Below are 23,628 nucleotides of genomic sequence, written 5' to 3'. Positions count from 1 at the left end.
TGGGAGGTGCATGATGATCGAGAGACGCGAATTGCTGATGGCCGGCGCCGGCCTTGCCGCCGCTGGAACGCAGGCTGGGCCGGCGGCGGCGCAGCAGCATCGAATGGAAGGGATGGCGATGTCGATGACGGACTGCATCGACGATTGCGTGGCTTCGCACCGCATGTGCCTGGAGACCGCCGCCTGGCTGACGAAGCAAGGCGGCGCGTCAGCCACGGCGTCGCTGATCGCCATGCTGAACGACTGTGCGGAACTGTGCCAGGCGACCGCCAACTCGATGCTGCGCGAATCCTCCCTCCATACCATCCTGTGTCGCGCCTGCGCTGACGGCTGCGAACGATGTGCGCGGGAATGCCTGAGCCACGTCGTGGGCGAGCGGATCAAGCGTTGCTCGGCTACCTGCAAGGATTGCGCCGCCAGCTGTCGGATGATGGCGGACATGGCCAGCTGAGTGTCCTAGAACGCGCCCAGGCGTAGTGGGGTCAAGCAGCTCCGGCACGATTGAAGCGATCCGTCGGCTCCACAATGTGGGACCGCTGCGAAGCTGGGTCGTACGGGCGCGAAAGCGGGACTGGTTAGGTATCGGCGGTAGCGCTTTTAGACTAGCCAGGCAGCGATCGCGCCAACCACCGACTTGGTTTCGGCAACGTCGCGGACTCGAACGGTATCCAGCCCGAGGTGCTTGGCCGGATAATCATTTCCGCCCGGGAAGATCGCGTCACCGAAGAAGATCATCTCGTCGAGCGCGACGCCGGTCTGCTCGGAAAGGCGCTTAAGGCCATAGGCCTTGTCTATCCCTTCGCGCGTGATGTCGATCGATGTCGCCCCGCCGATATTGATGGCAAAGCCTGGCAGCAACGGCTGGAGCAGGGCCTGCAATTTCTTGCGCTTGGCGTGATCGGGATCCCACGTGTCCTTGGCCTCGAGCGGCGCCTCCTGACCGAGCGCGGAGAATGTGATCTGGCTGCCGCGATCCTCGATCTGCTCGCCCCAGATGTTCTCGTTTGGATAGCCCGCCTGCTCGACCGCCTTCGTCAGTGCTTCGCGGATGCGCTGGCTTTCGTCGCCGGTGAACAGATCGGCATAGATACGCGTCCATTGGCCGTCGGCGTGACGATAGAGCTTGGTGCCCGTGGTCGGCTGGATGATGAAATTGTCGAGCCGCGCCCGGGCGGGCATGCGCGACACCACCTGTTTCTCGAATTGCGGCCAGTCGCCTCCGGAGATGATCGCTACCATCGTCACGTCGAGCAGGCGGGTAAGCAGATCCGCCATTTCATCGTCGAGCGGCTGCTTGCTGAGCGCGAGCGTTCCGTCGAGGTCGAAAGCGGCCAGTCGCTTCATGATGATCCTCCCACAAGCGGCAGCAGAAATGCGTCGATGGCATCGGCGATGCCATCTTTGTCGTTGCTGGTTGAAATGTAATGCGCTGCGCTACGGATCTCCTCAGGCGCCTTGCCCATGGCGTTCGTTAGTGCAAAAGGGGGAGCGACTTGAGGAAAAAGTTGGGTGAAACCCGTAACGATCATTTCAAGACAAACGATACGTAGCATCGTAGGAATCGCCCAGGTTTCAGCTATGCTGAGCGGCATCTTATTCTGATATCGAACGACGAATTCGACAGCCGAGGACAGTGAGACTTGCAGGTGAGACGCCAGAAGCAGAGACTGCGCGACTTGATGGGCGCGTGGTCGCCTGAGGCCGTCTTCAGCAAGACCGGGAAGTTTCGCGTAGAAAGCCTTCGGAAGACCCTCACCAATTTGCAGGATCGCGCGCTGGATCTGATAGTCGTTGTCGAGTAGCCATTCGGCTGCGGCGCTGCCGCGCTGGTCGGCTTGCGTGGCTGCCTGGCGGGCTCGAGCCAGCCAGTCTTTCATGGCGTCGAGATGCGCCCAGATGGGAAGAGGCGCTGAGCGACCGATCAATCCTGTCAGCTGATGGCGTGTGGCGGTCTCGTCGGCCGCCCCCGAAATAGGGTCGGTCCCCTCAATATCGGCCATGATCAGGCTTGGGCGGCGAGGGGTAGCCGGAGGCAATTATGCCCTACGGCGATCTGCGCTTTTCCCGAGCGGATTGTCGCAGGCGTTACGAGCATTGGTACATTGCAATGCGTCATCAGGTAGGAGGCGACCGTTCCATAGGGTACGTCGGAAACATGCCGATGGCTGTGGCCGCGCGCGGACAGGACGGCAATATCGGCCCTCTCGCGCTGAATAAGATCGCACAGCACCTCGCGTACATCCTCGCCACGGATCGAAATCGTACGCATTCGTAGACCGGACGCCGAGAGGTTGGATTTCGTTCGATCCAGGTAGCTGCGTGCTGCTTGCTCATTTCGCTCTATAAGGGCTTGTTGAAGCTTCTTGTCCTCGACTTCCAGGGGCCGTGCCTCGATCATCTCGGGCGTAGGGACGACATGGACGAGCAGGAGTTCCGCTTCCGAGGCCTTCGCAAGACGCACAGCTAGGGGCAGCACGCTCTCAGCCCAACGAGAGCCGTCAAGCGGCACCACAACCCTTCTGTAGGGCGCTGCCGGAAGCGGGGCCTCTACCGGTACGAGCAGGACCGGGGCTGGCGTCTGCATGAGCACCTTGTGCACGGTTGCCCCCATGCCCGGGCGACCGGCCTCTTGCCTGCCTCGTCTTCCCAGTACGACCATGCCGTCGTCGCACTCTCGGACAAAGCGGCAAATTTCCTCCGCGGTTTGGCCTTCGGCCAATTCGATGGAGGTTTTGGTTGGAGGTGCGCTGGTCGCGGCGGCGCATCGATCGAGGGCGCGCAGGGCTTCGCGCCGCCGGAGGTTACATTCAATCGGGTCTGGACGAGAGCGCGTCGAGCCCTCGCCGTCAAGTACTTGTAGCAGGGTAATAGGGACGTCGAGCGTTGTCGCGAGCGCACGAGCGTGTGAGTAGATCCACGCATCATGATCGGAGCAATCGATACAGGCGACAATCCCGGACTGCGGTCGGGGGGACGCCTGCGCCAGAGCTGGAAATGCTGAAGCGGCTGATATCAAATGCTCCTCTTGCCTTGGATCTCCATCGAATTCGTGGCGGCTAGGACAGCGGGAACAACCGGCATTTCGGCCTGGCGTCCCCTCCACGACTCGAACCTGCTCTGACCCTATCTGGGGGGAACGACCCGCGAAATTGTGATATATACGAATGGCGATCGGTCGGTTGACTGGGGCGCAAGAGCATCAGAACCGAAAACCGGTCGCTTGCGATTAGTACATCGGGCGGGCCTATATGCCTCCGCCTCGGCACCCGGCTTGAGCGTCCAAACCAACATGTCGGGATAGAATGAAGGTCACCTGGTCACCTTTTCCTCGTCCGGAAGCGAACTCGTCACCCCCGTTACCGCTCATGTGGTTGCTCGCTTGCACTGCGCATGAGACGATCACCGTCATCCCAAGTTCTGCGCCGGCTGCCTTGTCCTGGGCGATCTGCGATCAGATGCCATCGCAGGCGTCTCTTCTGTCTAGCGACAAATACGCATTACCACCGGCAGATGGTCGGCATAGTCTGCCCAGGGCAACCAACGAAGCTCGCAGCGGAGTGAGTGTGGATCGGAAGGGAACAGTATGACGATCGCGCTTAACGGGTTATATCGATGCCGGCTGCTCACTTTCACACGGTGGTCGTGTTCCATCTGGGCGATTTTCGCCGCGCTCACTGTGCCAACGCTACCTTCGCCGGCCAGGGTCGTTCCCGCAAGGGAAGATACCTCGACCACCAAGCTCGCGGGTGTCTGGTCATTTGATGGCCGATCCGGCTGTAAGTCGGGGATGGCCTGGGTTCTTAATCGCAACGGATCTTACAGCGAAATCCGATTGCCTGACCAGACGCCGCTTGGCGGAGGAAAGTGGTATGAACGCGGCGATACCATCTATTACTCATTGCCGCGAGTACTGACAGCGGCCGCGGGACGGCCCGACAAGCGTATGGTCATTATAGAGCGCGGCCCGCGGCGCCTGGTGGCCGTGACGAACCGCAGGGTTCGTCATGTGATGCACAAGTGTCCGGGATGATCGAATGCCTTCGATCGAGATGTGCGAAACGTTCTGGCCCAAGCCCGAAAAGGGAACAAAAACGAGAGTGGAGTTCGAAGTCACACGTCGAGCATTGCCCCCTTATTGGCATATGCAGGATTTCGCTTCTTGAGTTGTTCCCACTACGTCACGGAAAACTGACCCATCATGCCTTCGTCCTCGTGCTCCAGGATATGGCAATGGAACAGGAAGGGCGCTTTTGAAGCAGGCTGGTCGAAGCGGATTAATAACTCGACCGGTTCGTCCACGACGATGGTGTCACGTGGCCCCTGATCAAGAAGATCTGGTTCCTCGCCATCGCGACGTAGCACGTCGAAGTGCACTCCATGAATGTGGAAGGGATGGGCCATTTTCTGCCCGGAGACTTTCCATATCTCGACGGCGCCAAGCTCGACTTCCTCATCGATGCGATCAATATCGAATCGCCTGTGGTTGATCGTTAGCGGCTCTTCGTCGCTATCCATCATACCTTCCAGCCTCATGTTGAGCACCAGACGTCGCCGTGCGACGACCGTCGCCGGATCTGGCACCGCGCGGGACGCCAGGAGGAGCGGAAGCGTGGTGCTACCTCGCTTACTCGATGCCAAGCGCGGTGAAAATGTGAGGACAGTTTCATCCCCTGCGTTGTTTTCGCTAGCCTCGTGCCGATGCATCATGCCCATGCCATGCATCCTGAGGGTGCTTTGGTCCGGAGCCGATACCAACGAGACCGGTTTGCCATCGCTGAAGTCCACCAAGATCTCAGCCCGCTGACCGGAGGCCAGAGTGAGGGACTGCAATTCAACGGACTTTTCCAAAAGGCCGCCCTCGGTGCCGATCCAATAAAAGGCTCGTCCGTCGCTGAACGAAAGATCGTAAGTCCGGGCATTCGAACCATTTACGAGCCGCAGCCGCACTAAGCTTCTGGGAACGTCTGCTCGCGGGTTGTACGCGCCGTTTACGAGAATAACGTTGCCCCGCCTCCCGTCCAGCGCCACCATCATGCCCGCCGGTAACACCAGACGGCCATCCACGAACTGCCGATCCTGGATCAAGATTGGTAGATCGTCGACGCCGTAATCCGAAGGCAAACCGAGACCTTGCTCTTCCTCGTCGGTGACGAAGAGCAATCCCGCTAGGCCTGCATAGACCTGCTCCGCCGTTCGGCCGTGTGCATGCGAATGATAAAAGAGAGTGGCCGCCGGCTGACGGATCGGCAGCGTCGGACGCCAAGTCTCGCCTGGACTAATGGTCTGGTGGGGGCTGCCGTCCAGCTCTCCCGGTACGAGCAGCCCGTGCCAGTGAACCGTGGTATCAGCAGACAGATTGTTGCTGACAGTCACCGTCACGTCGTCCCCGCGATGTACCCGCAGAGTCGGGCCGAGATAGCTTCCGTTGTATCCCATGGTGGCGCTCCGCCGCCCTGGGAAGAAAGTGGTTTCCCCTTCCTGCGCCCTCAGTCCAATTCTCTGCCCATGGTCGCGTGCATCTAACAGGCGAGGAATGGGCAGCGTGCCTGCTTGGTCCGGCGTCGCAAATCTGCGCGTGCATGCCGCCCCCAGCAGGAGGCCTCCGCCCGCCAAGACAGTTCGCCGGCTCAGAAAAGTCATTTCGAAGCCCCTCCTGAGCAATCGTGAAACTGACGCAAACGCGCTTTTCTCGATCCCGATGAGATCCACCGAGGCGAAGCGCCGCTCTTCCCTTAAAGGGCGCGCGGGAGGGCAATATCCGTAATACCCGAACCGATCGCTTTTGTGCCCGCCCCCTCTGGGAAGACAAAATTGCCCTTCTAAGCTGGTTGCGGCCCTCGCCAGTTGATCAATAATCAGCCAGGCGAGCGTTCAATCACTGCGACACCGATCCGAGCGAGCGTCTATTCCGACAATTTAGCCTGGGCCAGTCCGAGTGGCTGGTTCGGCGGTGGGCCTTGCCACGATCGCGCCGAAGCAAAAGCGGCGTGCGATTTACCTTTCGCTGTTCGCCACTGCAGCAGGCGGCGTCGCTTCCCAGTGCTCGGGCTAGGCGGAGGCTTTGATGGCCGCCGTCTTCGGTCATCCGCGCCCAGCTTTTGCTAGTAGCCGAACTAAAGCGGACATTGCAGGCTGACCGCCAGCTTCGCAAATTACGTATACTGCCACCTCCAGGCCGATACCATCTCAACGGCAAGCTCCTTGGGGAGCGAGAATCGACCGGGCATGTGTCCGGTCGCACTGAAACTCAGACTTGAAGGAATCATATTTGCGCAAGAAAGCAGCGATTATCGCTTCGCTCGCAGCCTTTGGCGTCCTTGCCGTCGGCGCCGGGCCAGTTCTCGCCGATGGGATGCCGCCGGGCATGCCCGACCTTGAACAGACGCTCAAGGCGAAGCCGGCGCCGGCTCGGTCCGACACGGCCCAGATGCAAGGCATGCGACACCGCGAAGTGCGGATGCACGGTGAGATGATGCAGGACCATCGGATCGCTATGCGGGAGATGGGGACCCAGGACGGAGCCTCCCGCATGTTGCATAGGTCGCGGGGTGGTTGCTGACCCTGCAATTAAGCCAGCTCCGACCACGAGGCTGGGTGGCCAACGACCGTGGCCTGGTTCAACCGCAGCTTTGGCCCGCCGTTCTCCCACGGCGGGCCAATTGGTTTTTGCACTTCGCTGCCGGCCGCCATCAAGCGGGATCATGAATTCGCTTGACCTTGGACCATGGTCCACCCCGCACGATCCCGCGCATGCTTGTCGCGATCAAAAGCGGATTCGTAAGTTACGTATACAGACTGCGTCTCGCTAGCAGCATTGAAGCTTCGGAATTGCCGGGATCGGAACGTCGATCGGGCAACAGGACGAACACTCGGAGACCCTCAATGCGACAGACGATATTTCGCGCGGCGACCATCAGCCTCTTCGCGACGCTAACCTTCGCCGCCGGCACCGCTCTCGCCCAGTCGACGCCCGCGCCCGCGCAGACTGCGCCGGCCCATGCCCACCAGCAGGGCATGGATCATGGCGGGCAGCAGATGCACGATCAGATGATGAAGGATCATCAGGCCGGCGCGCAGAAGCAGCCGGGGCAACCGGCCCAGCAGGATCAACAGGGCATGTCGGGGATGGCCGGCATGTCCGGCGGGTCGCCTGCATCGAACGGCTCGGGCATGGCCGGTAAGGCGAAGAGTGGCTGCTGCAAGATGCCGATGAAGAAGGCCAAGCCGGCCGCGAAGAAGAAGACCGCCAAGCCCATGGCCGACAAGCCGATGAGCGACATGTGAAGTTTCCAGCCCCGATAAAACACCCCCGGGGCTGAGGGCCCGCCGCCGCCCCGCGGCGGGCCAGTTCTTTGACGATGCCCAGCGTCGCCCCGTGCTCCCAGCTTTCAAAGCCGGGACCGAGCAACTAACGTGAGAGAGGAAACAGTGATGCGAAAGCATCTTGGCGTCGGTGCTGCTGTTGGCTTTCTGCTCTTTGGCAGCACGCCGCTCCTCGCACAGGGTATCGGCCATAGCTTGTTCATGCGCGGCAAGATCGTCCGTACGGATGCGGGCGGCACAGTGGCCTGCCTGGGCAAGGCCGATGGCGCGCACATCGGGCAGATACTCGAAGTCTATCACGCAACGCCGCGCCACCGCCGCCTTGTCGGTCATGTCGAAGTCGACCAGATTTTCGACGACCATTACGCTCATTTCCGCGTGAGGGACGGGACGCTTCAGAAAGGCGATTGGGTGAGCCTAAAGCGCATCCGGGCGTAATGCCAGAATTGGAATGCCAAGCGCCGCCCTCACCTAAACAAGAATCGGCCGAGTAAGCGTGTCTCGGCATAATTCCGATCAGGCGTGCGCGAATAGGTTCGGGAGTCGATGAATAGTCATCGGCTCCGTTGGCGTGTCTGACACTCAAAGCCCGCGACACCGATGCCAGACTAACTTCTGCGGAACTTACTTATAGGCCGCCCGGGCAAAGAGATTACTCCGTCAGGCCATCGATAGAGATGGAGTCAGGTTATGTTCGAGAAGGCGATCGGGACCATTAACGCGGCGGCCTCCTTCCGACACCGCTATGATNGATGTCGAGCGCGCGCTCGATGCGGCGCACGCCGCCAAGGATCAATGGGCAAGGATCGCGCCCGCCGAACGCGCCAGGATTCTCAATCGCGTCGCCGACCGGCTCGAAGACAATCTGGAGTTGCTGGCACTTGCCGAGACGATCGACAATGGCAAGCCGATCCGCGAGACGCGCGCTGCCGACGTGCCGCTCGCGATCGACCATTTCCGCTACTTCGCCGGCTGCATCCGGGCGGAGGAAGGCGGCATCTCGACGATCGATGCGGACACCATCGCCTATCATTTCCGCGAGCCGCTCGGCGTCGTCGGCCAGATCATCCCGTGGAACTTCCCGCTGCTGATGGCGGCGTGGAAGATCGCCCCGGCGCTGGCGGCGGGCAACTGCACCGTCATCAAACCCGCATCCCAGACGCCGCTCACCTTGCTGATGTTCGCCGAGCTCACCGCCGACATCCTGCCGCCCGGCGTGCTCAATGTCGTTACCGGCCCGGGACGGACCGTCGGCCAGGCGATCGCCGCCAATCCGCGCATCGCCAAGGTCTCGTTCACCGGCGAGACCGTCACCGGCAAGCAGATCATGCATGCGGCCGCCGACCATCTGATCCCCCAGACTATGGAGCTTGGCGGCAAGTCGCCGAACATCTTCATGGCGGACGTGCTCGACGACGACGATGCCTTCTTCGACAAGGCGCTCGAAGGCTTTACTTTGTTCGCGTTCAACAAGGGCGAGGTCTGCACCTGCCCGTCGCGTGCGCTGATCCATGAGTCGATCTTCGACCGCTTCATCGAGCGCGCCGTGGCGCGCGTCGCCGCGATCCGCCAGGGCGATCCGCTCGACCCCTCGGTCCAGGTCGGCGCGCAGGCGTCGGAGGACCAGCTCCACAAGATCCTGGGCTATATCGATATCGGCAAGGCCGAGGGCGCGCAGTGTCTGGTCGGTGGCGCCAGGGCGCTGCCGGGCGGTGCGCTCGACCAGGGCTATTTCGTGCAGCCGACGGTGTTCGTGGGTCAGAACCACATGCGCATCTTCCAGGAGGAGATCTTCGGTCCCGTCCTGTCGGTCACCACCTTCAAGACGGTCGAGGAGGCGATCGCACTTGCCAACGACACCGCCTACGGTCTTGGCGCGGGCGTCTGGACCCGGAGCGGCAACACCGCCTACCGGCTCGGCCGCGCGATCGAGGCCGGGCGGGTCTGGACCAACTGCTATCATCAGTACCCCGCCCATGCCGCCTTCGGCGGATACAAGGCGTCGGGCTTCGGGCGTGAAAATCACCGGATGATGCTCGACCATTATCAGCAGACCAAGAACCTGCTCGTCTCCTATGACGAGCACGCGCTCGGCCTGTTCTGACCCCTCGCTCAAAGGAGAAGCGGACATGGCGAAAACCATGAAGGCGGCGGTCGTCCGCGAATTCGGCAAGCCCCTGGTCATCGAGGAGGCGCCGATCCCGGCGGTCGGCCCCGGGCAGATCCTGGTCAAGATTGCGGCAACCGGCGTGTGCCATACCGACCTGCACGCGGCAGAAGGAGACTGGCCGGTCAAGCCCAACCCGCCCTTCATTCCTGGCCATGAAGGCGTCGGGCATGTCGCCGCCGTCGGTGCAGGCGTCACCCATGTGAAGGAAGGCGACCGGGTCGGTGTGCCCTGGCTCTACACCGCCTGCGGGCACTGCGTGCATTGCCTGGGTGGCTGGGAGACGCTTTGCCACGAACAGCAGAACACCGGCTATTCGGTCAATGGCAGCTTTGCCGAATATGTCCTCGCCGATCCCAACTATGTTGGTCACCTTCCCGACAATGTCGACTTCCTCGACATTGCGCCGATCCTCTGCGCGGGCGTCACCGTCTACAAGGGATTGAAGGCCACCGAGGCCCGACCCGGCGAGTGGGTGGTCGTCTCCGGCATTGGCGGGCTCGGCCACATGGCGGTGCAATATGCCCGAGCCATGGGTCTCAATGTGGCCGCGGTCGACATCGACGATAGCAAGCTCGACCTCGCTACACGCCTTGGCGCCACACTGACGGTCAACGCGCGCAACGAGGACCCTTCGGCAGCGCTCAAGAAAGCCATTGGCGGCGCGCACGGGGCGCTGGTGACCGCCGTTTCGCCCAAGGCGTTCCAGCAGGCGCTCGGCATGGTCCGGCGCGGCGGCACGGTCGCGCTCAACGGCCTGCCGCCGGGCGACTTCCCGTTGTCGATCTTCGACACCGTGCTGAACGGCATTACCGTGCGCGGCTCGATCGTTGGCACGCGGCTCGATCTGCTCGAGGCACTGGCGTTCGCCGGCGAGGGCAAGGTCAAGGCCACGGTCCATGCGGACAGGCTCGAGAACATCAACGACGTCTTCTCCCGCATGCATCATGGCGACATCGAGGGCCGGATCGTCCTCGACCTCGCCTGAAGCCGACTTCGCGAAAGTACAGTTCATGTCTCCCTTACATATCCGGCCGATCGCGCGGCGCCGTTTCGTCCAGGGGCTGGCGATCGGCGGCGCGGTCGCCGGTTTCGCCCCGGCGCTTCTCGCGCGATCCGCACCAACCTTGCCCGCTGAGCTGAGCGGGACCGAGTTCGACCTCGAGATCGCCGAGCTGCCGGTCAACTTCACCGGCAAACGCCGTATCGCGACCGCCGTGAACGGCAGCGTGCCCGCGCCGGTCCTGCGCCTGCGCGAAGGCGACACGGTCACGCTGCGCGTACGCAACGGCCTCAAGGAGATGTCGAGCATCCATTGGCACGGCATCATCGTGCCGGCGGAGATGGACGGCGTGCCCGGCATCAGCTTTGCCGGCATCGCGCCGGGCGAGACCTTCACCTATCGCTTCGAGGTCCGCCAGAGCGGAACCTACTGGTATCACGCTCACACGCTCGCCGAGCAGACGGGACTCTATGGAGCGATCATCGTGGAGCCAAAACAGGTGCCGACGGCGCGGGCGCCCGATCGCGACTATTGCATCGTGCTCAGCGACTGGTCGGACGAGCCGCCGTTGCAGATCTTCCTCAATCTCAAGAAGCAGAGCAGCTACTATAATTTTGCGCAGCCGACCGCCGGCGATTTCCTCAAGGATGTCGGCACCATGGGCTTGGGCAAGGCGCTCGAGCGGCGGCGGATGTGGAACAGCTCGCGGATGAACCCGACCGACTACAGCGATGTCTCTGCCGCGACCTACACCTATCTGATGAACGGCGCGCCGCCCGCCGGCAACTGGACCGGTATCGCCGCGCCCGGCGAGCGCGTGCGCCTGCGCTTCGTCGGCGCGGGGACGGCGACGTTCTTCGACGTGCGGATCCCCGGGGTCGAGCTGACGGTCGTATCGACCGACGGGCAGCCGGTCGAGCCGGTCACGGTCGAGGAATTCCGGATCGGCCCGGGCGAGACCTACGACGTCGAGTTCACCATGCCCGAGGGCGGCGCCCGCACCATCTTCGCGCAGGCGATCGATCGGAGCGGCTATGCGCGTGGCACGATCGCACCGGCCCCGGGCATGGCGGCAGCCGTGCCGCCGCTCGATGCCCGGACCTGGCTCGAGCCGGTCGACATGATGGGCGCGATGGCGACGATGGGCGCAATGGGAGGCGACGCGCATGCCGGGCACGGCATGACCGAGATGCCGGCCAGGGCACGGCACGCCCGCACCGAATATGGCGCCAATACCGACATGCGCGTCGACTATCCGCGCACCAATCTCGACGATCCCGGCGCCGGGCTGCGCGGGCGCGGCTGGCGCGTGCTGACGCTGGCCGATCTGCGCACGCCGGGCGGCGATCCCGACCCGCGCGAGCCCGAGCGCGACATCGAGCTGCATCTGACGGGCAATATGGAACGGTTCATCTGGTCGCTCGACGGCATCAAGCTCAACGATTCCAGGCCGCTTCATTTCAAGCCAAACGAGCGGCTGCGCGTCACCTTCGTCAACGACACGATGATGGCGCATCCGATGCATCTGCACGGCATGTGGAGCGATGTCGAAGGCCCGGACGGCGCCTTCCAGGTCCGCAAGCATACGGTCGTGGTCCAGCCCGCCCAGCGGGTGAGCTTCCGCGTCACCGCCGACGCCATGGGCCGATGGGCCTTCCACTGCCATCTGCTCTATCACATGGCGGCCGGCATGTTCCGGGAGGTGGTGGTCGCATGATCCGGATTTTCCCCTCGCGCGGCATCGCTCTTGGCGCTGCCCTCTTCCTGGCGCCGGCGATCACGGCTCCCGCCCTCGCGCAGGATGCCTCGCCCCCGTCGCCCGCCGCCACCCCTGCCCAAACGGCCACTCCCGCTCAGCACACCCCTTCCGCGCAAGGCTCTCAGGACCATGCGGGCATGGACATGCCGGGCATGGATATGACCGACACGAAGGCGTCCGGTAACGGCGCCACGATGGACATGGGCTCGATGCAGGGTGGCAAGGCCCCGCCGGACGCGCGCAACTCGGACGATTATGCCGACGGCTATCGCAACTCGACGCTGCCGGGCTATGAGATGGCCGACAAGCTCTCGATCCCCAAGATACTTGTCGATGAGCTCGAATTCGCCAGCGGCAACGAGGGTCAGGGCGTGGGTTGGACCGTGCTCGTCACCAAGGGTCAGGACAATGACAAGCTCTGGCTGCGCAGCCAGGGCCTCAAGAACTCCCGCGACCAACGTCTCGATCCGGAGAGCAGCGTCGAGGCGCTGTGGTGGCACAGCAAGAACCCGTTCTGGGGCACGCTGCTCGGGGTCAGGCAGGATCTCGGCAAGGGCGCGACGACATGGCTGGCCGCCGGCGTCGAGGGACTGGCGCCTTATTGGTTCGACGTCCAGCTCACCGGCTATGTAGGAACCGATGGGCGTCTCGCGGCGCGCGCCAAGGCCTCCTATGAGGTCCTGTTCACCAATCGGTTGATCCTCACACCGCAGGTAGAGACCAATATCTATTCGAAGCGGTCGAGAGATCGGCAGCTTGGCAGCGGCTTCAGCAATGTCGAGCTGAGCGGACGGTTGCGCTACGAGGTGTCGCGCAAGTTCGCGCCCTATATCGGCTTCGTCTGGGAGCGTGCGTTCGATGGCACGGCGGGCTTCCGACGCCTGCGGGGCGAGGGGTCATCCGAACACCGGCTGGTGATCGGCTTGCGCGCTTGGTGGTGATACCGGCTCTCCGACGAACCGCTGACCCGCTTGTTCCCCAAGGCGAATCACACGATGGCAAGCGTGGTCAATCCTCCTTCATTGTGTTGCTGCTCGCGGCGGTGTCGGCCTCGGCAGGGCAGACGGCCATTCTCGCTTTCCTTCCGACCCTGGTCGACCCAAATCCCGGCGGGCTTTCCTCAGCGCATGATTTTCATGTCGCGAGCTTGACCGCCGTCCACCCGCTGGCAGCACTGGTGGCGGCACCGCTTTGGGGCTGGATTGCCGACCGGGTCGACTACCGCGTCATGTTGCGCACAGCGCTCATTATCCTCGCGATGGTGACTGCACCAGTTGGCCTCGTAGCTCTGCCGACTCTCTACGTTTTGCGCACGGTCGCGGGGATGGCGGCCGCCGCCATCATACCGCTTGCGCTGCTCAGTGCGAGTTTCGCCGCGGTCAGCCGTGGGGAGCAGGCGCGGCGTTTCACCTGGTTGACGGGATCTGTATTTTTGGGAGACCTCGGCGGACCGCTTTTGGCGGAAGCCTCCGTTGCGATCATGCCCGGCGCGCCGCTCATGATCGTTGCTGCCAGCATCGGCACCGTCGCGGGGTCGCTTTGCCTTGTAAGCCTGCCAGGCCGCTGTGCGCACTGCCTCGACTCAGGAGATCCGCCGCCGCCGACAGTCTGCGCCACGGGAGTCCTATTACTCATCACGATCGCTGCGGGGGCCGGGCTTGCCGCTATGCACGTCAATCTCCTGATGACGCGCAGTGCGGTCTCGCTGAGCCGCGAGCAGATCGCCTGGATGCTCAGTCTTTGCGGATTCGGCATGCTGGCGGCGCAGATCTTTCATGCAAGGCTCGATTGGTTAGTGAAGGTTCCCGGGCGTCTTGCCGGATTGACGCTCGGTTTGCTGGCAGCGGCGCTCGTTGCCTTTCCACTCGCATCAAGCATAGCCGATATGAGCGTGTTCATCCTGGTCGCCGGTTGGAGCTCGGCGAGCCTGCGATTGGTCACAAGCTTCTGGATCAGCGGTTCTGCGGCGGCCTCAGGGGTGAGGCTTGGCCTCCAGCATTCGGCTGCCAGCATCGGGCAGGCACTGGCGCCCGTGGCGCTCGCTTTCGCCGCACCCGGCGCTCAGCCTCTCGTCCTCTGGAGCATTGCCGGCCTGTCGCTCCTGCTGCTTGTGGTCCTGCCACTAGCTTGGAAACGGCCCTCTTCAGGTGCTAATTCGTCAGGCGGATAAGGGGAGCGCGTAAATCGATATGAATCGTACCGTCCACCACTATCCAAGATGTGTTGCTGTGACAAATGAGCCCAGCCGCGGCAAGGCCCTTGGGCGCAGCTGGGTTGGTTTCCTCTGGAAAAACGACGTGCTCGTGTCCCCACCTGGCCTCTTTAGCGTTGGCGGTCGGACGCGGTCCATTTACTCATTCGACGAGAGGCGTCTGTGACGGCCGATTGCCTCGAGGAGTAGACGGCTCCTTAGTGGTTTAGTGATCATGTGATCAAAGCCCGCGTCGGCAGCGCGGCGGGCGAGAACCTCGTCATGGAAGCCCGAAATCATGATGGAGCATCCGGACCAGCCCAGCGATCGGAGTTGGCGCAGGATCGAAAAGCCATCAATGTCCGGCATGCGATAATCAACAATCAGGCAATTGGCTCGCTTGGCACGCGAATCGGCCAAAAGCGCGCTACCACTTGTATAGCTACAGACGCAGTAGCCACGGGATCTAAGGAGAAGCTGAAGGGCACGCCGAACACCCGGGTCGTCGTCGGAGACGAGGATGGTGTAGCGCCCATCACCTTGTGTGTCAGAAAACGAAGACATCTCGCGCGACATGAGGACCTGTTGCATCACGGCAATGGCTCGCACGATGCGGCATCCTCGTCGCTACGTAGAGGGCGCAGTTATCACGTCTTGCGACCGAACCCGGCAGCAAAGGCGATCCTCAACGCCTCAGAGAGATTGCGGACCTCGAGCTTGGCCATGAGGCTGGCGCGGTGAACCTCGACCGTCCGGGATGAGCAACCCAGATCATAGGCGATCGTCTTGTTGGGCAAGCCGTTCGCCAATCCTTCCAGCACTTCCTGCTCGCGGGGGGTCAAGGCAGCAACCCGCACCTCGGCTTCCGACGATTCCAGCGCGCGAAGGTCGACATCGTCGAGACGAGCGAAAGCGCGCCTCACGGCCTCGAGCAGGGCAGCCTTCTCGAAGGGCTTTTCGAGAAAGTCAATCGCGCCGCCTTTCATAGCCTGCACAGCTACCGACACATCGCCGTGGCCGGTCAGGACGATGACCGGCATGTTGATCCCACGCGCAGCCATAGTGGTCTGGACTTGGAGACCGTCCATTTCAGGCATCCGCACATCCAAGATAACGCAGCCTACTTCAGCGGACTTCGCTGTCCTGAGAAATTCCACTCCGGAGGTGTAGGCGATGACATCATAGCCCGCGGTTTTGAGCGCGAAGCTTGCCGCCTTGCGGATGCTCTCCTCGTCGTCGACCAGATGAATGATGCGTCTATCCCCCATGTTCCTCCTTCGCCCGCGCGTGGATCAGCGTGAAGTGAAAGCACGTGCCGCCGCGGTCGGGGCGCTCCATCCAGATACGGCCGCCATGCGCTTCGATGATGGTCCGGCAGATCGAGAGGCCGAGGCCCATGCCGTCGGCCTTTGTCGAGTTGAACGCCGTGAAGAGCTGCTCGCGGACCTCGTCGGCGATGCCGGGGCCGGTATCCTCCACGGTCACCTCGATCAGCCCGTCAGGGCGCAACCTGGTCGCCACCTTGAGGTCGCGAACCGGACACTCCGCCATCGCCTCGATGGCATTGAGCATCAGGTTGACCAGCACCTGCTGGATCTGCACCCTGTCGACGAGGACCGGCGTCGCGGCGGGATCGACCGCGAAAAAGCTGCGTATGCCGCGCTCGCGTGCGCCGACCAGCGCGAGCTGGCTCGCCTCGGCGATGACCTGCGGCAGCTCGTGGAGGCTCTTGTCGACCTCGCCGCGGGCGACGAAATCGCGCAGGCGCCGGACGATATGGCCGGCCCGCAGCGTTTCCTGTGCCGCATCATCCATCACCGACCGTAGCGACACGAAGGGTTCGTCGTCCCGCTCGTCGAGCATGTCGCGGATCGTCTCGAGATAGAGCGCGACTGCGGCAAGCGGCTGGTTGAGTTCGTGGGCGAGGGTCGAGGCCATCGTGCCCATCGCGCTCAGCCGGGAGACATGGACCAGCTCCGCCTGCAGTTCCTTGAGCCTGAGCTCATCCTGCTCCTTGGCGGTGAGATCCTGGATGAACCCTGTGAAAAGCCGCTGGCCCTCTTCACCGGCCTCGCCGACCGACAACTGCATCGGGAAGGTCGAGCCGTCGCGGCGCTGGCCGACCACGACGCGACCGAGGCCAATGATCCGGCGCTCGCCGGTCTGCAGATAATGCGCGAGATATTCGTCATGCCGGTCGCGATCGGGCTGGGGCATGAGGCAGGAGACGTTGCGGCCGACGAGCTCGGCTTCGCTGTAGCCGAACAGGCGTTGTGCCGCTGCGCTGAACGACGTGATGGCGCCGGTCTCGTCGATGATGATCATCGCATCCGGCACCGTCGCCAGAATCGATTGCAGATGCTGCTCGCGGGTCTCGATCGATGCGCGGACCGCCGCCTCGTCGGTGACATCGCGGCTGATGCAGGCGAAGCCTCGATGTGTGTCGCCTTCGAACAGGGCGCTGATCGTCAGGCGCGCGAGATATTCCGCGCCGTTCTCGCAGACCCGCCACGCTTCGCGCTCCAGCGTGCCCTCGTGAAGGGCGGCCGCCAGGTCTGCGCCTGGACGACGCGCCGCAATCTCGTCAGGCGGGTAGAACAGGTCGTGGGGCTGTCCCAGAACGCGATCGAGCGGCCAGCATTCGGCACGCTCGCCTTCTTCATTATAGCTCAGCACGATCCCGGAAGGATCGAGCAGCGTCAGGACGTGGCCGCCAGCCTGTCGCAGGAACAGCGGCGCAAGCCGCGCTACGTCGCTTGCAATCTCGTCCGCCCCGCGCCTCGTGTCGACCATCGGCCGGCTCACATACCTGGCCGGGCGCACGTATCCGGGCGTAGCCCGACCGTGCCACTCAGCGCCGCGCGAGTATGGCCTTCATCTCGTCGATTTCCTGCCGCTGCGAGCGCTTGATCGATTCGCAAAGCCGGATGACTTCCGGATCGCTGAGCTTTGCTTCCTGGCACATCAGGATCGCCCCGGAATGGTGCGGGATCATCGAGCGCAGAAAGGCCGTGTCGCCGATCGTGGTCTGGGTGCGGATGAGTGCAAAGCTGCCGAAGAAGGCGACCAGCGACGCGGCGATCAGCGCGATGTTGGCGGCCTTCGACGCGAACATGTGCCCCATGGCGAGGATCATCAGCACCACCATCGGCGCAACCATCATCAGCGTCATGTAGAGCATGTTGAGGTTGTTGTAGAAGCTGTCGAGCCCGTCGATCATGACGAACATCACCAGATACATGATGACGCCGCTGATGACGGTCTGAACGGCAAGGCTCCAATAGGCGCCCATCTTCCGGGTGTTCATGTGGGACGAATGGTCCATGGCGTATCTCCTTCGCTCGGCGCCGGCCGACCTGGGTATGAGTGTAACGCCCCGCTCTCTTGTTCGCCCCCGCCATCAGCCGTCCTGATGCTAAAACCAGAAGCGAACGCCGGCGACGAAGCTGGTGGCATGGACGTCCTCGCCCGCAAGCCTCGACAGCCGCGCCGTGTCTCCGGCTTTGCGCAGATAGGAAACGCCGATGTAAGGCGCGAACTGGCGGCTGAATTCGTAGCGCAGGCGCGCGCCGAGCTCTATGTTGACCAGCCCCGAACCGATGTCGTTCTCCGGAATATCCTGTGCGGCGAAATTGACCTCGGCGCGCGGCTGGAGGATCAGGCGCTGGGTGATGCGCTGGTCGTAATAGCCCTCGACCCGGCCCAGAACATCGCCCTTGGTCGAGAGGAACAGCGCGCCTTCGACCTCGAACATGCCAGGAGCCAGGCCCTCGACGCCGATCGTCGCGTAGGTGCGGTCGGGCCCGCGGCCGAAGTCCTGGCGGATACCGCCCTGAAGATTGAAATAGGGGTCGATGGCCCGGCTGTAGAGCACCTGCACCTCGGCGCTGTCGATGCCGCGGCCGAACTCGCCTTCGCCCTCGCTCTTGAGCCAGAGCCGGTTGATGTCGCCGCCGTAAAAGCCTTCGCCATCCCAGCGATAGCCATCGCGGCCGCTATGCGCCTGATACTCGAACAGGTTGAGCAGCACCTGCCCGAAATTGTTGCCGCCGCTATCCTTCATCATGATGTCGCGCGAGCGCGCCATCTCGCCGCCGGGAAAATCACGATCGGCGAAGTGGTCGCTTGGGGGAGGCGGCGGGGGCGCATTGCCGGCCGGAAGCGCCGTGCCGGTCATTTGCATGCCGGGCATGGCGGAGGTTCCGGGCATGGCGGTCTCGCCATGCTGCGAATGGTCCATCCCGGGCATGTCCGGCATCGCGCCGTCCTGATGCTGGGAGTGGTCCATGCCCGGCATCTCCGCCATCGCGGGAGAAGCGGGTTGCGGTTGACCGGCGGCATCTCCCTGCGGCGCAGGACTGGCCTGGTGCTGCGAATGGTCCATCGCCGAGGTGGCGTCCGGCGCTGGCTTCTGAGCGCGCGGCCCGGCAGCGGGCTTGGGGCGCGGCGCGGCGGCCTTGTCCTTCTTTTTCTCCTGCGCCGGCCGCGCCCCGCCCGGCGGCGCCATGCCGGGCATGTCGTGCATCGAATGATCCTGGGCAAAGGCGGGCGCGGCGGAGAGAAGGGCGATCGCGCTCACCAGCGGCGTGAGGATGCGGGTCATTGGGCATCTCCCTTCGGACGGACGCTTACGACCCGCATCATCCCTGCATGCATGTGGTAGAGAAGGTGACAGTGGAAGGCCCAGTCGCCGACCGCGTCGGCGGTGAAGTCCCAGGTCACCTTGCCGCCCGGCTGGACGATCACCGTATGCTTGCGTGGGCTGTGATCGCCATGCCCCGTCACCAGCTCGAAAAAATGCCCGTGAATATGGATCGGATGCCCCATCATCGTGTCGTTGATGAGATTGACGCGCACCCGCTCGCCTTCGATGAAGGGGATCGGCTCGTGATGGTCCGACATTTTTTCGCCGTCGAACGACCACATGAACCGCTCCATGTTGCCGGTGAGGTGAATGTCGATGCTGCGGCTCGGCGCGCGCACGTCCGGATTGCGATCGAGCGCCATCAGGTCCCTGTAGACAAGCACCTTGTGGCCGACGTCGGCGAGGCCCTGGCCGGGCTCGCCGGTGCGGTCTACGGGCATCGGCGAGATGGTCTGGACGCTCGGGTCGCGCTTCACCTGCGGCGCGTTCGAGAAGTCGCGCATCTTCATCGAGCCCATCGCGTGCCCGCCATGATCCATGCCCGCCATCTGGCCATCGGCGCCCATCGCGCCGTGGTCCATGCCGGCCATCGATCCATGATCCATCCCCGAATGATCCATGCCTGCCATGGCGCTATTGTCCATGGTCGCCATCGCTGCCGCCGCGCCGGTCGCGAGGCGCGCGGACGCGTTCTTCTCGGCCGTCGGATCGACGCCCCGCATAGCGCCGCCCGACATGTCCATGCCTTCCATGTCCGGCATCGAGGACATGTCCATGCCCATGTCCTTCATGTCGGCGAGCGGCCGTTTGCGTAAGGGGGGAACCTCGCCGGCCATGCCGGCCCTCGGCGCGAGCGTGGCACGCGCCATGCCCGAGCGGTCGATCGCCTCGCCGACAAGGGTGTAGGCCTTGTCATCGCCTGGGCTGACAACGACGTCGTAGGTCTCGGCAACACCAATCTGGAACTCGTCGACGGTGACCGGCACCACATTCTGCCCGTCGGCCTGAACGATGGTCAGCGGCAGGCCGGGGATGCGGACGTTGAAGGTGGTCATCGCCGACGCATTGATGACCCGCAGCCGCACCCGTTCGCCCGGGGTGAAGAGCGCGGTCCAGTTGTCCATCGGACCATGGCCGTTGACGAGATAGGTGTAGGTGGATCCGGTCACATCGGAGATGTCGGCCGGGTCCATCCGCATCTGGCCCCAGTCGAGCCGGTCCTTGAGCGGCTGATCCTTGCCCGACAGGAGCCCGGCCAGGGTCTGGCGCTGGAAATTGAAATGGCCGGGGTTGACCTTGAGGCGCCGGAAGATCGCCTGCGGCGAGAGCGCGCTGTGATCGGCGAGCACGATGACATGCTCGCGGTCATAGGCGACCGGATCGGCACCGGCGGGATCGATGATGATCGGGCCGTAATGGCCTTCCTGTTCCTGCAGGCCTGAATGGCTGTGGTACCAGTAGGTGCCGCTTTGCACGACGGAGAACTGGTAGAGGTAGTTCGAGCCCGGCTTGATGCCCGGAAAAGACACGCCCGGCACACCGTCCATATTGGCCGGCAGGATCAGCCCGTGCCAGTGGATCGAGCTGTCCTCCTCCAGCTGATTGATGACGTTGAGCCGCACGCGCTGGCCCTCGCGCAGCCGGATCAGCGGGGCGGGGACCGTGCCGTTGAGGCCGATTGCCCGGAACTTGCGCCCGTCGATGGTCATCGACTGCCGGGCGATGGTGAGCGTGATGTCTTCGCCCGACACGGTCGGCAGCGTCGGTCGCATCCCCGGCGAGATCGTCTGCGCCCAGGCCGGCAGCCAGGCTGACAATGCTGCGCCGCCGCCGGCGAGGGCCGCGCCGCGGAGGAACTGGCGGCGGTCGAGAGCAGAAATCATTCGGTTGTCTCAGCTTTAAGAAAGAGGGCGGACCTATTGGAAATACGCAGCGTGGCCTCATCCCCCTCAAACTTTCTTCAACATTTCCGCGAGGCGTGCGCGGGCGCGGTAGAGGCGGGTCTCGACTGCCTTCTGGCTGATGCCGAGAATCTCGGCGGTTTCGGCTTCCGATTTCTCGTCGATCGTCCGCAGGATGAGCGTGTCTTTGAGAGAGGCGGGCAGGGCGGCGATCGCTTTCATCGCCTCTGCCAGTTGCTGCTCGGCGCCGATTGCCTGGTCGGGTAGCGGCGCCTCATCGGCGACGTCATCCGCCTCGCCCAGCGGCAGGGCCATGGAGAAGAAGTTCCGGACCGCGCGCCGGCGCCGCCAGTCATGGCATTTGTTGATGACGATCCGGGACATCCAGACCTGGAAGGGTCGCGCAGCGTCATAGCGGTTGAGTGCGGCGAAGGCGGCGACGAAGCTCGCCTGGGTCACGTCGAGCGCCTCCTCTCCGTCACCTATATGGCTGCGCACGAGCCGAAATACCCAGCCTTGGTGTCGCCGCACAAGTTCGGCGAAAGCGGCCTGCCGGCCGACGAGTGCAAGAGCGGCAAGCTCCCCGTCCGAGCAGTCGGGGAGAATTATGGTCATTCGGACTTTGCCGTCAGCGCTTTCACTACGGCGTCGTCGAACTTCTGCGTCTGATCGGGGCGAAGTACGGCACGCATTGCAAAGATGTGCTCGAGCGTTTCCTTCTGCAGCGCGCCCATGGCTTGGTGCGAGCGGTCCACTGCCGCCGCGACTTTAGGGCCATAGCCATGTTCCGCCTCAATCGCCTCTGCTAGGCGAGCATTGTCGGCGCGCAGCTCGGCTTCAAGTGCCTGACGCCGAATGGCATGATTCTTCTCGATGAACTCCAGCCGGGCGTGCTGAGCCGTATCCAGTTTGAGATCCCGATGGAGCAGCTCGTGCAGTTCGTTTTCCACGGGCGGTGCCGAGACCACATAGATCCGCCCGATCACCACCCCGGCGATCGCCGCGGTAAAGGTCAACAGTAGGAGGAGCAGGAGCCGGCGGCGGTCCCGCATCATTGCGAGCCCAGCAGCGTCGAGGGCGCGAGCGCCAACTGCGCATCGAAAGGCGATATCGGGCTCGCGTCCGCCGACCCGATTGGAACCGCGGAGCCCGCGATGCCGATGAAAAGCGCGACTGCGGCGGCTAGACCAAACGTCGTTGCGCCCAAGCGCGGCATGGCCTGGACCCTAGCGATTTCCGTCAGGACGCGGCTGTCCAGGCCGGCAAGCCTGGGGTCAATTGGGGCATCGCGCAATTTCGCGAGCATTTCGTCAAGGTGGTCCATGGTGTTTCTCCGTCTTCTCTTCACAATACGCATTCTGGCCCACGAGCCCTTGGCTCGGAACAGAAAAGAAATTTGAGAGGGGTGCAGGCTGCAGCTGCGTATTCTCTCATGTCAATGACTGGAGAATTCCCGAATGCGCTTCCTTTCGCCTTTCGCAGCTGTCGCCGCCGTCAGCCTGAGCGTTTCGGCTCCGGCCTATGCACATCCCAAGCTCGTGTCTTCAACGCCCGCCGCCAACGCCAGAGTCTCGGCACCGTCGCGTATCACTCTGACGTTCAGTGAAGGCCTGATGGCCAGACTATCTGGTGCCGAGATCGTGATGACCGGTATGCCCGGCATGCCAAACCATCGCATGGCGGTGACCGGCTTCAAGACCGCGGTCGAGGGCGGTAACAAGACGTTGGCGCTGACACTGGCCAAGCCGCTTGGCGCTGGTACCTATCAGGTCACCTGGCATGTCGTCTCGATGGACACGCACCGCATCCAGGGCAATCTCGCCTTCATCGTGCGATAGGGCAATGAGTGAGGTAGCAGGCATCGCGATCCGCTGGGCGCTGTACGCCGATCTCGGCCTCTTGTTCGGCCTGCCGCTGTTCGCGCTCTATGCCCCAGGTGGCGGCCGGACGGTGCAGCGGCATCTGCCGATGGGGGCGATGGTGGCCTGTCTTGCCTGCTTCGGGCTGCTGCTATCTGCGTTGGGCTTTGCGGTGCAGGCTGCGGCCATGTCCGGACTGCCGCTCACACAGCCTGATTTCGCCCTGCTGGGTGATCTCATCAATGAGACGGCCATGGGGGCGGCGTTGAAGGCGCGCCTTGTCGCGCTCCTTGTCCTCCTATTCTGCGTCCTCTTGTATCGACGGCAATCACGTCCCGCCTTCATCGCCTCTACTCTCGCAGGCGCGCTCGCGCTCGCGACCCTCGCCTGGAGCGGACATGGCGCGGCTGGCGAAGGCTATCCGGGCTGGCTGCAACTGGTCGCCGATCTCGTCCATCTGCTCGCCGCCGGCGCCTGGGTCGGCGCGCTTGCAGCCTTCCTCGCGCTGGTTATGCCTAAAGCAGCGACCGGTGATATGGAGCGGGTCTCGCTCGCCGAGGAGGCCTTGACGGGCTTCTCCCTGGTAGGAACGATCATCGTTGCCCTGCTGATCCTGACCGGGATGGGGGCGTCACATAAAACGGGCACAGATATACGCTCTCATGACTGCCATCCGAGATACTGCCCGAGTTTACCCCTTCGCTGGCCGCAAGACCAGCGTTCGCATTGACCTTGGCGGGTGTGCCGCGGACGCCTGATCGACGACGATTGATCATGCTC

Annotated in this window: 23 protein-coding genes and 1 pseudogene; 10 read left to right on the top strand and 14 right to left on the bottom strand. The window is 63.3% G+C overall.

Going from position 1 to position 23,628, the window contains the following annotated elements:
• Positions 1-10: 10 nt before the first annotated feature.
• A complete protein-coding gene (locus ACFQ24_RS03085; RefSeq protein ID WP_093067929.1) occupies positions 11-451 on the top strand; it encodes a four-helix bundle copper-binding protein in 441 nt (146 codons plus the stop codon).
• A gap of 146 nt (positions 452-597) precedes the next feature.
• Here the strand turns inward: ACFQ24_RS03085 and ACFQ24_RS03080 are convergent, their stop codons facing one another.
• From ACFQ24_RS03080 to ACFQ24_RS03060, 5 genes are all read right to left on the bottom strand, one after another.
• Positions 598-1,344, bottom strand: coding sequence for an HAD-IIB family hydrolase (locus ACFQ24_RS03080; protein WP_062788722.1), 747 nt, complete (start codon positions 1,342-1,344; stop codon positions 598-600).
• Positions 1,341-2,000: an HAD hydrolase family protein gene (locus tag ACFQ24_RS03075; RefSeq protein ID WP_093067927.1), complete on the bottom strand. Its 660-nt coding sequence runs from the start codon at positions 1,998-2,000 to the stop codon at positions 1,341-1,343. The genes ACFQ24_RS03080 and ACFQ24_RS03075 overlap by 4 nt, the downstream gene beginning before the upstream one ends.
• Before the next feature lie 2 nt (positions 2,001-2,002).
• Entirely contained in the window at positions 2,003-3,103 is a 1,101-nt protein-coding gene (locus ACFQ24_RS03070; protein WP_093067922.1) for a universal stress protein, read from the bottom strand.
• Between the two features lie 1,070 nt (positions 3,104-4,173).
• On the bottom strand, positions 4,174-5,640 hold the full coding sequence (locus ACFQ24_RS03065) for a multicopper oxidase family protein (RefSeq protein ID WP_380909065.1): 1,467 nt from the start codon (positions 5,638-5,640) through the stop codon (positions 4,174-4,176).
• A 622-nt stretch (positions 5,641-6,262) separates the two neighbouring features.
• A complete protein-coding gene (locus ACFQ24_RS03060; RefSeq protein WP_170172292.1) occupies positions 6,263-6,484 on the bottom strand; it encodes a hypothetical protein in 222 nt (73 codons plus the stop codon).
• 398 nt (positions 6,485-6,882) lie between these two features.
• Between ACFQ24_RS03060 and ACFQ24_RS03055 the strand changes: the two genes are divergently transcribed.
• The 7 genes and pseudogenes from ACFQ24_RS03055 to ACFQ24_RS03025 all read left to right on the top strand — a co-directional run bounded on the left by ACFQ24_RS03055 (position 6,883) and on the right by ACFQ24_RS03025 (position 14,422).
• Positions 6,883-7,284 carry a hypothetical protein gene (locus tag ACFQ24_RS03055; RefSeq protein ID WP_047169239.1) on the top strand — a complete coding sequence of 134 codons (402 nt, stop codon included), beginning with the start codon at positions 6,883-6,885 and terminating at the stop codon, positions 7,282-7,284.
• Positions 7,285-7,431: 147 nt separating this feature from the next.
• Positions 7,432-7,761 (top strand): hypothetical protein, encoded by a 330-nt coding sequence (locus ACFQ24_RS03050; protein WP_062788787.1) that lies wholly within the window; start codon positions 7,432-7,434, stop codon positions 7,759-7,761.
• A gap of 252 nt (positions 7,762-8,013) precedes the next feature.
• Positions 8,014-9,427 (top strand): annotated as a pseudogene (locus ACFQ24_RS03045) (aldehyde dehydrogenase family protein).
• Positions 9,428-9,452: 25 nt separating this feature from the next.
• A complete protein-coding gene (gene adhP, locus ACFQ24_RS03040; RefSeq protein WP_037569599.1) occupies positions 9,453-10,478 on the top strand; it encodes an alcohol dehydrogenase AdhP in 1,026 nt (341 codons plus the stop codon).
• 25 nt (positions 10,479-10,503) lie between these two features.
• Positions 10,504-12,210, top strand: a complete 1,707-nt coding sequence (locus ACFQ24_RS03035) for a copper resistance system multicopper oxidase (protein ID WP_015449263.1) — start codon at positions 10,504-10,506, stop codon at positions 12,208-12,210.
• Positions 12,207-13,193 carry a copper resistance protein B gene (locus ACFQ24_RS03030; protein ID WP_170172290.1) on the top strand — a complete coding sequence of 329 codons (987 nt, stop codon included), beginning with the start codon at positions 12,207-12,209 and terminating at the stop codon, positions 13,191-13,193. The genes ACFQ24_RS03035 and ACFQ24_RS03030 overlap by 4 nt, the downstream gene beginning before the upstream one ends.
• Complete coding sequence (locus ACFQ24_RS03025) at positions 13,187-14,422, top strand: MFS transporter (protein ID WP_231746511.1); 1,236 nt, start codon at positions 13,187-13,189, stop codon at positions 14,420-14,422. The genes ACFQ24_RS03030 and ACFQ24_RS03025 overlap by 7 nt, the downstream gene beginning before the upstream one ends.
• A gap of 180 nt (positions 14,423-14,602) precedes the next feature.
• Here the strand turns inward: ACFQ24_RS03025 and ACFQ24_RS03020 are convergent, their stop codons facing one another.
• From ACFQ24_RS03020 to ACFQ24_RS02980, 9 genes are all read right to left on the bottom strand, one after another.
• Positions 14,603-15,007, bottom strand: a complete 405-nt coding sequence (locus tag ACFQ24_RS03020) for a response regulator (RefSeq protein WP_037486787.1) — start codon at positions 15,005-15,007, stop codon at positions 14,603-14,605.
• A gap of 83 nt (positions 15,008-15,090) precedes the next feature.
• Positions 15,091-15,711 (bottom strand): response regulator transcription factor, encoded by a 621-nt coding sequence (locus tag ACFQ24_RS03015; protein ID WP_037486757.1) that lies wholly within the window; start codon positions 15,709-15,711, stop codon positions 15,091-15,093.
• Positions 15,701-17,236: a PAS domain-containing sensor histidine kinase gene (locus tag ACFQ24_RS03010; protein WP_093067913.1), complete on the bottom strand. Its 1,536-nt coding sequence runs from the start codon at positions 17,234-17,236 to the stop codon at positions 15,701-15,703. Before ACFQ24_RS03010 ends, ACFQ24_RS03015 begins: the two co-directional genes overlap by 11 nt.
• Positions 17,237-17,294: 58 nt before the next feature.
• Positions 17,295-17,768: a DUF305 domain-containing protein gene (locus tag ACFQ24_RS03005; protein WP_007406421.1), complete on the bottom strand. Its 474-nt coding sequence runs from the start codon at positions 17,766-17,768 to the stop codon at positions 17,295-17,297.
• Between the two features lie 90 nt (positions 17,769-17,858).
• On the bottom strand, positions 17,859-19,046 hold the full coding sequence (locus ACFQ24_RS03000; RefSeq protein ID WP_004212733.1) for a copper resistance protein B: 1,188 nt from the start codon (positions 19,044-19,046) through the stop codon (positions 17,859-17,861).
• Positions 19,043-20,971: a copper resistance system multicopper oxidase gene (locus ACFQ24_RS02995; protein ID WP_380909058.1), complete on the bottom strand. Its 1,929-nt coding sequence runs from the start codon at positions 20,969-20,971 to the stop codon at positions 19,043-19,045. Before ACFQ24_RS02995 ends, ACFQ24_RS03000 begins: the two co-directional genes overlap by 4 nt.
• A 66-nt stretch (positions 20,972-21,037) precedes the next feature.
• Positions 21,038-21,604: an RNA polymerase sigma factor gene (locus ACFQ24_RS02990; protein WP_037486755.1), complete on the bottom strand. Its 567-nt coding sequence runs from the start codon at positions 21,602-21,604 to the stop codon at positions 21,038-21,040.
• The gene (locus ACFQ24_RS02985; RefSeq protein ID WP_380909082.1) at positions 21,601-22,041 is read right to left on the bottom strand and encodes a periplasmic heavy metal sensor; all 441 of its coding nucleotides are present in this window, start codon (positions 22,039-22,041) and stop codon (positions 21,601-21,603) included. Before ACFQ24_RS02985 ends, ACFQ24_RS02990 begins: the two co-directional genes overlap by 4 nt.
• Entirely contained in the window at positions 22,041-22,313 is a 273-nt protein-coding gene (locus ACFQ24_RS02980) for a hypothetical protein (protein WP_007406377.1), read from the bottom strand. Before ACFQ24_RS02980 ends, ACFQ24_RS02985 begins: the two co-directional genes overlap by 1 nt.
• Positions 22,314-22,446: 133 nt before the next feature.
• On the opposite strand from ACFQ24_RS02980, the gene copC reads away from it, so the two are divergent.
• On the top strand, positions 22,447-22,827 hold the full coding sequence (gene copC / locus ACFQ24_RS02975; RefSeq protein ID WP_037486754.1) for a copper homeostasis periplasmic binding protein CopC: 381 nt from the start codon (positions 22,447-22,449) through the stop codon (positions 22,825-22,827).
• 4 nt (positions 22,828-22,831) lie between these two features.
• Positions 22,832-23,578 carry a copper resistance protein CopD gene (locus tag ACFQ24_RS02970; protein ID WP_241229476.1) on the top strand — a complete coding sequence of 249 codons (747 nt, stop codon included), beginning with the start codon at positions 22,832-22,834 and terminating at the stop codon, positions 23,576-23,578.
• The last annotated feature ends 50 nt before the right edge of the window (positions 23,579-23,628 follow it).

It is taken from the genome of Sphingobium olei (assembly GCF_042678845.1).
Taxonomy (GTDB): Bacteria; Pseudomonadota; Alphaproteobacteria; order Sphingomonadales; family Sphingomonadaceae; genus Sphingobium; species Sphingobium olei.
Note: the sequence above shows the minus strand (reverse complement) of the source record. Positions and strands in the feature narration are given on the sequence as shown.